At 72.2% G+C, this 10457-nt stretch carries 7 protein-coding genes; 1 reads left to right on the top strand and 6 read right to left on the bottom strand.

Annotated features, from left to right (window positions below):
* Window positions 1-43: 43 nt before the first annotated feature.
* Genes AB0M28_RS38460 through AB0M28_RS38435 form a run of 6 tightly spaced genes read right to left on the bottom strand, consistent with a single transcriptional unit; the run spans window position 44 to window position 9355 of the window.
* Window positions 44-1471 (bottom strand): L-fucose/L-arabinose isomerase family protein, encoded by a 1428-nt coding sequence (locus AB0M28_RS38460; protein WP_365415144.1) that lies wholly within the window; start codon window positions 1469-1471, stop codon window positions 44-46.
* A gap of 36 nt (window positions 1472-1507) precedes the next feature.
* Window positions 1508-3901 carry a discoidin domain-containing protein gene (locus AB0M28_RS38455; RefSeq protein ID WP_365415142.1) on the bottom strand — a complete coding sequence of 798 codons (2394 nt, stop codon included), beginning with the start codon at window positions 3899-3901 and terminating at the stop codon, window positions 1508-1510.
* 32 nt (window positions 3902-3933) lie between these two features.
* Window positions 3934-4761: a carbohydrate ABC transporter permease gene (locus AB0M28_RS38450; RefSeq protein WP_365415140.1), complete on the bottom strand. Its 828-nt coding sequence runs from the start codon at window positions 4759-4761 to the stop codon at window positions 3934-3936.
* Window positions 4758-5621, bottom strand: a complete 864-nt coding sequence (locus tag AB0M28_RS38445; protein ID WP_365415138.1) for a sugar ABC transporter permease — start codon at window positions 5619-5621, stop codon at window positions 4758-4760. Before AB0M28_RS38445 ends, AB0M28_RS38450 begins: the two co-directional genes overlap by 4 nt.
* Window positions 5622-5663: 42 nt before the next feature.
* A complete protein-coding gene (locus tag AB0M28_RS38440) occupies window positions 5664-6983 on the bottom strand; it encodes an extracellular solute-binding protein (RefSeq protein WP_365415136.1) in 1320 nt (439 codons plus the stop codon).
* 53 nt (window positions 6984-7036) lie between these two features.
* On the bottom strand, window positions 7037-9355 hold the full coding sequence (locus AB0M28_RS38435) for a family 78 glycoside hydrolase catalytic domain (protein WP_365415135.1): 2319 nt from the start codon (window positions 9353-9355) through the stop codon (window positions 7037-7039).
* 153 nt (window positions 9356-9508) lie between these two features.
* On the opposite strand from AB0M28_RS38435, the gene AB0M28_RS38430 reads away from it, so the two are divergent.
* Window positions 9509-10393, top strand: a complete 885-nt coding sequence (locus AB0M28_RS38430) for an AraC family transcriptional regulator (protein ID WP_365415133.1) — start codon at window positions 9509-9511, stop codon at window positions 10391-10393.
* Window positions 10394-10457: the final 64 nt, after the last annotated feature.

The raw sequence follows: 10457 nt of genomic DNA, 5'->3' as shown, positions 1-10457 counted from the left end.
GCCGGGGGTGGGGCACCCCCGGCGGCCCTACCGCCGGGGTGGGTCACCCCCCGGCCACCTCCACCAGCCCGATCCCCGCGAGCTCCGCCACCGCCCGCAGCTCCGGCACGATGTGGCCGGTCGCCAGCGCCCAGTGGTGGCCGACGCCGCTCGCGCTCCACGCGTCGCACCACTCCCCCGGATCGCGGCCGAAGTCGACCCGGGAGGTCGTGTTGCCGATGCGCAGCAGCGGGCCCTCGACCACCGTGCCCTGGGAGGCGATCAGCCGGTAGCGCCCGTCGCGGGTCTGGCCGAGGCCCACCGCCGTCACCGGCCCATGCTTCACGTCGAACTCCACCGACACGCCCCAGCCGCGCTTGCCGTGGTAGACGCCGAGGCCGCGCAGCAGCGGGCGGCGTTCGCTGATCGCGAGATGGCCGGGGCCGTCGTGGCCCATCTCCACCACGTCGTCGCGGAAGTTCAGCGCCTGCAGCTCGGTGAACGAGCCGCCCGCGCCGAGCCGGTCGGCGATGAGCATGGCCAGGGAGGTGCGCAGCTCGTACTCCCCCGCGGCGGGGATGCCGCGGGCCGTGAGCAGCGAGGAGCCGAGGATCATGCCGGCCCCGAGCCGCTCGTGCGTCTCGCCGTCCAGTCCGCGGTGGTAGTACGCCAGCGAGTCCAGGTCGAAGTCCTCGACCAGCCGGTCCAGCCCCACGGAGACGCGCGCCGCCCAGGCCAGGTCGTCGGCGTCCACGGTCTCGTCGAGGTCGAAGGTCTTGCGGGTCTGGACGAGCTTGGCCTCCACCTCCGCGTCCGTCACCTTCTCCGTGCGCACCCGGAGGTCGTCGAACTCCAGCACCTCGACGTGCCCACCCAGATTGGCGGTGACCATGGTCAGGTCGGTGGACACGTCGTACATGCCCGGATAGAGGTGCCCCATCAGCCCGTGCCGGCCGTTCCTCAGCACGGACGTCACGCCCGCCGCGCGGATCCACCGGCCGATGCGCTGCCAGGCACGCTCGTCCTCCAGATGACCGGACACGGAGCGGAAGTCGACGCCGAGGCGCTCGAAGGTGTTGGCCATCTCCGGCAGCGGGCAGGCGCCGCAGTACGCGAGCCACTGCCCGGTGTCGAAGGTGGCGTGGTCCATCGCCTCGGTGGGCTGCAGGTTGATCAGCAGCACGGGCGCGCCGCTGCGCTGGGCTATCGGCGCCAGCATGGTGGCCGTCATATAGGTGGTGAGGAAGCCGACGATGAGGTCGCAGTCCGCGGCCCGCAGCCGTTCGGCGGCCTGCGCGCCCTCGGCGGCGTCGGAGATGAAGCCGACGTCGACGACCTCGGCGTCGAACTCGGTCATGCGCTCACTCACCCGCGCCGCGGACCGCCGCAGCTGCGGCAGCAGGTCGGGGAACTGCGGCCAGTAGGCGCCCAGTCCGCCGGCGACGAGTCCGACGCGGGGCTTGCGGGCGGTCGCGGGGATACGTGCGGTCATGGGGGCTCCCTCGGTCGGGTCCGGAAACGGCACCGGTCAGCCGGCCTGTACGAGCATGAAGTCGTCGAACCAGGCCTGTGCGGTGCCGCTGTTCTTGTACGCGTAGAGATTCGCGGTGGTGCTGGTCGCGCCGGTCGTGAAGGTCACGGAGACGGGGCTGTACGAGGCCGCTCCGACGGGGATGCTCAGCTCCGTGCCACCGTAGTCCTTCACGCCCAGGTGGACGAAGTCCCCGGCGGTGGCGGAGCGCAGGTATCCGGAGAAGGTGTAGGTGGTGTCCGGCCGCAGTCCGGTGACCGTGGTGTTCACCCCGTTGCCCGCGCCCGCGAAGGTGGCGGCGCGTGTTCCGGAGCGGGCGCCGGACGCGGTGACGGAGGCGTTGCCGTTCCAGCCGCCGAGCTGGCCGCTCTCGAAGCCGGGGTTGGCGACGGGTACGTTCACCGCCTGCCGGGTGACCTCGAGTTCGGCGAGCTGGAAGCGGTACGCCGGCCCGCCCGCCTCGGCCAACGGCAGGCCCAGCCGGGTGGCGGTGACGCGGACGTGGCGGTACGAGGCGCCGGGGACGGCGAAGGTCCGCGCCCCGCGCACCGGGGAGCCGTCGCCGTAGCCGGTGCGGGTGACGAGCGTCGTCCAGGTCGAGCCGTCGTTGGAGCCGGCGACGGTGAAGTCGGCCGGGAAGGCGTACCCGTCGCCGGCCTGGTCGTCGCGCGGCCACAGGGTGACGGCGTCGAAGGGCTGCCGCGAGCCGAGGTCCACCTGGACGTGCTCGGTGGCCGCGGCGGAGGTGTGCCCGGCCGAGGTCCAGCCCATCGTCGGGCCGTCCGCGTTGGCGGCGGCGAGGCTGTGGCGGCGTCCGTCGGTGAGGGCGGCCGGGAACCAGCCCTGGGAGGTGTCGGTGTACTGCGAGCTGTACGACACGGCGGCGTCGCGGGCCGCGTCGACGGTGGTGGTGACGTCGGGGAGCGGCTTCGTACCCGTGGTCTCGGCGGTGGGGGTGAGTTCGATCAGGGTGGTGGCGTTCGGGGCCAGGGTCAGGGAGGTGGACCAGCTCTGCGTCGGGCCTAGGACCGTGCGGGACGAGGGGCGCAGCCGCTCGTGCGGCATCGGGCGCTGGGCCTGCAGACCGGCGGCCCGGTCCGTCCAGGAGTTGCCGGCGACGGCGTCGATGTCGGTGCGGGTGACGGCGACGTTCCCGCCCGCGTAGGGCAGGGCGGAGAGGGCGAGCTGGAAGGGTACGGCGTCCAGGGTGTCGTTCCAGAGCAGGGCGGTGACCCTGCGCGTCGCCGGGTCGGCGGTGACCAGTGCGTGGGCGGCCGTTCCGGTGGCGCCGGCCACCGTGGTGGTGAGCCTGGTGCCGCCGAGGGAGCCGAGCATGGCGAAGAGGTTGCCCACCGCCTTGGTCCGGCCGTCGGCCGTCATCATGCCGAGGTCGCCGTTGAAGTCCTTGCGCGGTGCCCAGCCCTCCAGCCCGCTGAAGAAGAACACCCCGTCGAGGCCGGGCTCGTCGAGCGCCCCGAACAGTCGGTGTGCGGCGTAGGACGCCGTCTGGTGGGTGTCGGGCCAGGTGCCGGGGCCGTTGGCCATCTCGAAGGTCGAGTTCCACTCGGTGACGTACAGCTTCTTCTCCGGGATCCCGCGCCGGGAGAGTTCGCTGCGGATCTGTGCGGTGGAGGCGAAGTCGCCCGGTCCGTACGAGTGCCAGGAGACGAAGTCGCAGGGTACGGACGGGTTGGCCGCCAGATAGTCGAGCCAGGTGTACAGCAGCCCCGTCGTGGGCGTCGCGACCCCCGGCCCACCGACCCGCGCGGTCGGGTCGGCCTGGCGTACGGCCTGTGCGCTCGCCTGGTACAGGGCGTTGTACTGGGCGGCGGTGCCGGTCCAGAAGCCGGCCTGGTGGTCGGGTTCGTTCCAGACCTCCCAGTTCCAGCCGGTGTGGCCGAGGGCCTCGTAGTGCTCGACCGTCGCGGTGACCGCCCGGGCCCAGGCGGCGTTGTCGGTGGGCGGCGCGAAGAGTCCCGGGCCGAGGGCCGCGGGTGTGTAGCTGAGGCTGATCCAGGGCTTGATGCCGGCGTCGGCGAGCGGCAGCAGCACGGAGTCGAGCTTGGTGAAGTCGTAGCTGGTCGGGGTCTTCACCACGCCGTAGAACTCGTCGTCGAAGACGTGGTCGACGCGGATCTCGCGCAGCCCCAGGCCGGCCAGCTCGCCGGCGTGGTCGGCGAGGACGTGCAGGTTCCGCAGGGACAGGTAGCCGCCCTGCGAGGCGCCCAGGAGCAGGTCCTTGTCCAGGGCGCCGGCGTCGGTGCCGTAGGCGGCGGACACGGTGACGGTGGCGACGGCGCTCTGGTCTGCCGCCGCCGGGACCGGTGCCAGCGCGGCCACCGTGCCGAGCAGTGCCGCCAGTGCCTTCGCGGTGCGGTTCGGGAGTCTCACGGCGATCCTCTCCTTCGCGGCCGACGCGCGGGTCAGCCCTTGATGCCGCCCGCCATCACGCCCGCCAGGATGCGGCGCTGTCCGAGTACGAAGACCAGGACCAGCGGCAGGCTGACGACGATGACGTCGGCGAAGACGTAGTTCCAGTTGGTGGAGTGCGAGTTGGAGCTGACGACGGCGAACAGGCCGAGCGGGAGCGTCTGCTTGTCCTCGCCGCCGAGGAGGAAGAAGGCGTAGAAGAAGTCGTTCCAGAGGTAGACCCACAGCACGATCCCGGCCGCGAAGAGCACCGGCCCGAGCAGCGGGAAGACGATCGTCCAGAACACCCGCTGCCGGCCGGCCCCGTCCAGGTGCGCGGCCTCCTCCAGCTCCCGGGGGATGGTCCGGACGAATCCGGTGATCAGGAAGATCGCCAGGGAGAGGTAGACCCCGGCGTACAGGCCGATCAGGGACAGCCGGGAGCCCTGCAGGCCCAGCTGGGCGTCGAGGTAGACCGACGTGATCACCGGGGCGGGGACGAGGATGCCGACGATGGCGGCGTAGAACACGGCACGTACGGTCCGCGAGGCGCTGCGGGCGAAGATCCAGGCGGCCATGGAACCGGCGACCAGGATGAACGCCACCGAACTGCCCGTGATCAGCAGGCTGTTGAGCAGCCCGGTGCCCGCGCGGCCCTCGGTGAGCACGGTATGGAAGTTGTCCGCCAGCGCCCACTGCTCGGGCAGGGAGAAGTCCGGCGTCCTGGCCTCGGCGAACGGTTTGGCGGCGTTGACGAGCACCAGCCACACCGGCGCGCCGACGAGGAGGAGGGCGGCGGCGGTGAGCAGGGCGTACTTCACGGCCCGGGTCCCGGCGGTCACAGGTCCACCTCCCGGCGGCGCAGGGTGGCCAGGACGGGGAAGGCCACCGCGCACACGAGCAGCAGCAGGAGCAGGGCCATGGAGATCGAGTAGCCGTAGTAGCCCTGGGCGTACTGCTGCTGGATGAAGGAGTTCAGCACCTGGGTGGAGTCGCCCGGGCCGCCCCCGGTCATCGCGAAGACGATGTCGAAGGTGTTGAAGGCGCCGATCAGCGTGGTGACGAAGTTGAACGTGATCGCCGGGGCGAGCAGCGGCAGCTGCACCGAGCGGATCACCTGCCACCGGCTCGCGCCCTCGGCGCGGGCGGCCTCCAGCAGTTCGCGGGGGATCGCGTTCAGCCCCGCGATGTACACGAGCATGTTGACGCCCATGAACTTCCAGGCGTTGACCAGCGCCACCACCACGATGGTCCAGGTGGTGGAGCCGAGCCAGGACACCTGCACGCCCAGCGCGCGGTTGAGGGGGCCGTCGTCGGCGAGCAGCGCCTTGAAGACGTAGCCCGCCGCCAGCGGCGAGATGAGCACGGGCAGGAAGAACACCGCCCGGAAGAACCCGTGCGTCCGGCACGAACGCTCCAGGGCGAAGGCCAGCACCAGGCCCGCCAGGTTCTGCGCGACCATCACCACCACGGCGTACACGACGGTCACGCGCAGGTCGTTGACCAGCGCCCCCTCGTGCAGCAGCTCGCGGAAGTTCGCGAGTCCGGTGAAGCGGACGGTGTCGCTGTACGACGACCAGTCGGTGAACGCCAGCGCGAAGTTCAGCAGGTTCGGCACGGCGTAGAAGACGGTCACGACGAGCAGCGCCGGCAGCAGGAACCCGGCGGTTCCCGCCCGTTGCCTGAGCGTGGACGCGGTCATGGGCACGGATCTCTCTCGGGTGGAGTGGAGGGATGTTCGGGCTCAGAAGCCGGGCAGGCCCACGGCCTTGGCGCTCTTCGTCCAGGCGGCCTGCAGATCACCGGCGACCTGCTCGGGCGAGGAGGTGCCGTTGATCAGCTTGCTCATGTAGGTGGGGAACGGCCCGAAGTCGGCCGCGAACAGCTGCGGAGCGCTGTCCGTCCCGCCCTGCAGCGCGGCGTACGCGGCGCCGGTCGCCTCCGGCACCTCGGCCGGGGTGGTGAACCCGTCGAGTGTGGGGGCCTGCTTCTGTACGTCGACGAACTTCTGGTACGCGGGGCCCGAGGCGAACTTCAGGAAGGCGAGGGCCGCCTGCTCCCGCTTCCGGTCGCCGGTGCGGGGCATCTGCACGGAGAAGGTCGTCGCGTACGCGGCGGTCGGCGTCGAGGCGGACAGCGCCTGCCAGCCCATCGACTTGTTCATCCTCTCCACGCCGACGGACTTCACGAAGTCCGCGCTGACCCAGGTGCCCTGGGGGATCATGGCGACCTTGCCGGCGGCGAAGAGCTCCTCCTGCTCGGCGTAGGTGCCGGTCCTCAGGTTCTTGTTGAAGCAGCCGTCCGCGACGAGCTTCTTGTACGCCTTCAGGGAGTCGACGACCGCCGGGTCGGTCCACCGGGCCTTGTTGGTGTTGAGCCCGTCCTGGAGCCCGCCCTTCATGGCGTCGGCCCAGAGCATGAACGGCAGGATCTGCGTGGTCCACTGGTCGCCGCCGGCATCGTAGAGCGGGGCGACTCCGGGGTTCTTCCGCTTCAGCGCGGCGCAGACGGTGTGCAGCCCGGCGAGGTTCGTGGGGGGCTTCAGACCGCTCGCGGCGAGGACCTCCTTGTTGTACCAGAGGCCGAACACGCTCGGCGGCTCCAGCGTGAGCCCGTAGTTCCTGCCGTCGTACACGGAGGCCGAGTCGGCGAGGCCGAACCTCTGCTTGGCGACGAAGTCCTGGCCGGAGAGGTCGTAGAGGTTCTTCTTGGGGTTGAGCCGCTGCAGATAGCTGGCCGTGGACTGGAAGACCATCAGGTCGGGGCGGGTCCCGGTGGTCCACTTGGTGAGCAGGTTCGACTCGTACGGGTCGGGGAAGACCTCGGACCTGATCCGCGCCCCCGTCTCCTTCTCGAACTCCTCGAAGAGCGTCTTGTACCCGGCCTGCAGGGTGTTCGACTGCCAGACGGTGAGCGTGACGCCTTTCAGGTCCATGTCGGCGGACGCCTCGGGGAGCGGGCCGGAGCCGGAGCCGCCGGCGGTCGGGTTGCCGCAGCCGGCGAGGGCGGCGGTGATCAGGGCCGCCAGGGCGGCTATCGGGAGGCGGGCGGTCGTGCGTCTCACAACGGTCTCCTTGCTGCTGAACGGGCGAATAGTAGGGGCCGGGAGGGGCGCGGTCATAGCCCCTGGATCGAAGCCTCGGGCGCTCCTTGGAAAACCCACTGACCTGGGCCGACGCGGAACCGGAGCGAACCGGTCCGTTCCGCCCGGGCCGGCGCGACGACGGTCCCCCAGCCGGTGGACCCGCGGCGCGCCGGCACGTGGACGGTGGCGGTGCTGCCCTCGGGGACGGTCACCTCCAGCCGCAGCCGGCCCTCGGCCAGCCGCCAGGCGGACCGGACGGTCCCGGTGGGTCCGTGGTGCTCCGCCTCGACCCGGGTCAGATCGCCGGCGAGGACGGGGCGGATGACGAGGTCGCGTCCGCCGGCGGAGCCGTCGGCCTGCTGGATGCCGGCGAGGTGGGCGGTGAACCACTCGTCGATCACGCCGAGCATGAAGTGGTTCTGCGAGCCGTGGCCCTCGGGTCCGTCCCAGTACTCGGGCAGGGCGGTGGCCCCGCTCGCGGCGAGATGGCCCCAGCCCGGGTGGCCGGGGCGGGTGACGACGTCCCAGATCACGTCGTGCCGGCCGGCGTCGGCCAGCACCCGCAGCAGGGACGGCAGCGGGATCTCCCCGACGGTGAAGTGGTCGCCGTGCGCGCGGATGTCCGCGACGAGGTGGTCCAGCACCTTCCGGCGTACGTCGGCGGGCACCACCCCGAGGTCGAGGGCGAGGGCGTCGCACGCCTGGTTGCCGACGCCGTAGCGCTGCTCGGCGGGCCGGTAGTACGCCGTGTGGAACGCCTCGCCGATCCGGGCGGCCAGCTCCTTGTAGCGGGCGGCGTCCACCTCCTCGCCGAGCACGGCGGCGATCCGGTGCAGGGTCTCCACCACCCGCAGATAGCCGAAGGTGGCGGTGACGCCACGCGGGGTGGACTCGTCGGAGGCCGCCCAGTCGCCGAGGCCGTGGTCGAGGAGGTGGCCGCGGGCCAGTCCGGTGAGGTAGTCGGCGTAGCGCCGCATGGCCGGGTAGTGCTCGCGGAGCGTGCCGGTGTCGCCGTACCGGCGGTACAGCAGCCAGGGCACGAGGACGAGGGCGCCGCCCCAGTTGGGGTCGTCGCGGAAGCCGCCCTCGAACACCGTGTACTCGGGCGCGATGTCCGGGACGAGCCCCTCGGGGGTCTGCGCCTCGGCGACGGTCCGCAGCAGTTCGCGGTAGTAGTCGGCGACGTCGTAACCGAAGGCGATCGGGCCGAAGACCAGGTGGATCTGCTCCAGCCAGCCGAGCTTCTCGCGGTGCGGGCAGTCGGTGAGGACGGAGAACATGTTGGACTGGACGGCCCGGTCGACCATCGCGTGCAGGGTGTTGAGCAGGTCGCTGGAGCAGGTGAAGGAGCCGGCCGGCCGGTTGGCGGCGCGCAGCACCTCGCCGGTGACGGTGTCGGCGCCGGGCGGCCCGGGCAGGCCCTCGACCTGCAGGTAGCGCAGGCCGTGGTAGCGGAAGCGGGGTCGCCAGGTCTCGGTGCCGGCGCCGCTCAGGACGTACGTGTCCCAGATGGGCCCGCCGGTGCCGTCCGGGTCCTGGACGACCAGGCCGTCGGGGCCGAGGACCTCGCCGGGCCGCATCACGACGCGGGTGCCCGCGGGTCCGCCGACGGTCAGGCGCTGCCGGCCGGCGAAGTTCACGCCCAGGTCGAAGACGTACACACCGGGCTTCGGTTCGGTGACGGCGCGGGTGGGGAGGGTGTCGACCACCTCGACGGGCGGGGCGGTGCTGCGGGTGAGCCGGGGGCCGTCGGCGGCGGGGCCGAGGTCGACGGCGGGCCGCCGGCGCTCCGGGGTGCGGCGGGCGTCGTGGTCCTCGCCGCCGTACCAGCCGGAGAAGGTGGTGGGGCCGAGGGCGGTGAACCAGGTCGCGTCGGTGGCTATCACCGTCGGGCCGCCGGCGTCCCCGAAGTCGACCTCCAGCTGGGCGAGGAGCCGGGGCGGGCCGTCGGAGCGGGTGAGCTTCTGGTAGCGGCCCGGGGTGGGCGGGATGTGGGCCATGCCGGTGCCGACCTCGACGGCGAGGGTGTTCTCGCCGTCGCGCAGCAGGGCGGTCACGTCGTAACCGCGGTGGACGAGGCGGCGGGAGTAGTCGGTGTACGGCGGCTCCAGGACGGCGGTGCCGACCGGTTGGCCGTTGAGGGTGGCGTCGTACACGCCGAGCGCGGTGAGGTGCAGGTGCGCGCTGCGTACGGGCCGCTCGACCGTGAACCGCGTGGTGAAGACCGGCAGCGCGGCCGCCGCTCCGGCGCCGTCGCGGACGGCGGCCTCCCAGTCGGGGTTGCCGATCCACCGGGCGGCCCAGCGGGCGGGGGGCGGTGGTTGATCCCTGGCGAAGTCTGTCTGTGGCACGCAGCGATAGTGCGCCGCTGACCTGCGGAGCTGTTAGGCCGGGATGAACCGCCGCTTGGACGTTCCTAACCTGACGGGCGGCCGGCCCGCCCGGTGGAGTTCCCGGTGCACGGCCGGTGACCGGCGGGACCCGGGCGCCTTATGGTGTGCCGCATGTCCGAGTTGCCGGTGGCCCTGGAGAGCGGCCTGATCTTCTTCACCGACGAGATCACCGCCGGTGCGGGCCGTCATCTGCACCTCGACAGCCATCCGGTGCACACGCACAGCTTCATCGAGATCCTGACCGTGGTGGGCGGTACCGGCACGCACCTGTCGCCGCTGGGCGAGCACCGGCTGTCGGCGGGCGACGTGTGGCTGCTGCGGCCGGGGGCGTGGCACGCGCTTGAGGACTGCGACCGGCTCGAGGTCTTCAACTGCTGCTTCGCGCCGGAGATGCTGCGCCGCGAACTGGCGTGGACCCGCGAGGACCCCCTCCTCTCGCACCTGTTGTACGACGGCCCGTACACCCCGGGCCACCAGGGCACGCTCACGCTCCGCCTGGACGCACGGACGCTCGCCGAGTACGTCGTACACCTGGAGGCGCTCTCGGAAGTGCGCGACCAGCGGCCGGACGGGCTGCACCGGGCGGACGTGGTGGGGCGGCTGACGCTGGCGCTGGGCCTGCTGGCCCGTACGGCGGGTGGCGCCCGTGCGGCCTCGGGGTACACGCATCCGGCGGTGCTGCGCGCGATCCGCCTCCTGGAGGCGCAACTGACCCGCGCCTGGACGCTGCAGGACCTGGCCGACGCCTGCCATCTGGCCCCGAACTACCTGGTCCGCCTCTTCAAGACGAACACGGGCCTGCCGCCCATGGCCTATCTGGCCCATCACCGGGCCGAGACGGCGGCGGTCCTGCTGGCGGCGACGGACCATCCGGTGGCCCAGATCGGCACGGCGGTCGGCTGGCCGGACCAGAGCCACTTCACCCGCCGCTTCAAGGCCCACTACGGCGTGAACCCGTCGACGTACCGCCGGCGCGGGGTGCGGCAGCCGGTGTGAGCCGCGGGCGGCGCGGCGGGCCGGGCCGGTGTGACGGCGGCGGCGTGGCCGCGCGGGTGCGCTC

The organism is Streptomyces sp. NPDC051940, assembly GCF_040680895.1.
Taxonomy (GTDB): domain Bacteria; phylum Actinomycetota; class Actinomycetes; order Streptomycetales; family Streptomycetaceae; genus Streptomyces.
This window is presented reverse-complemented; position numbering and strand designations above follow the sequence as displayed.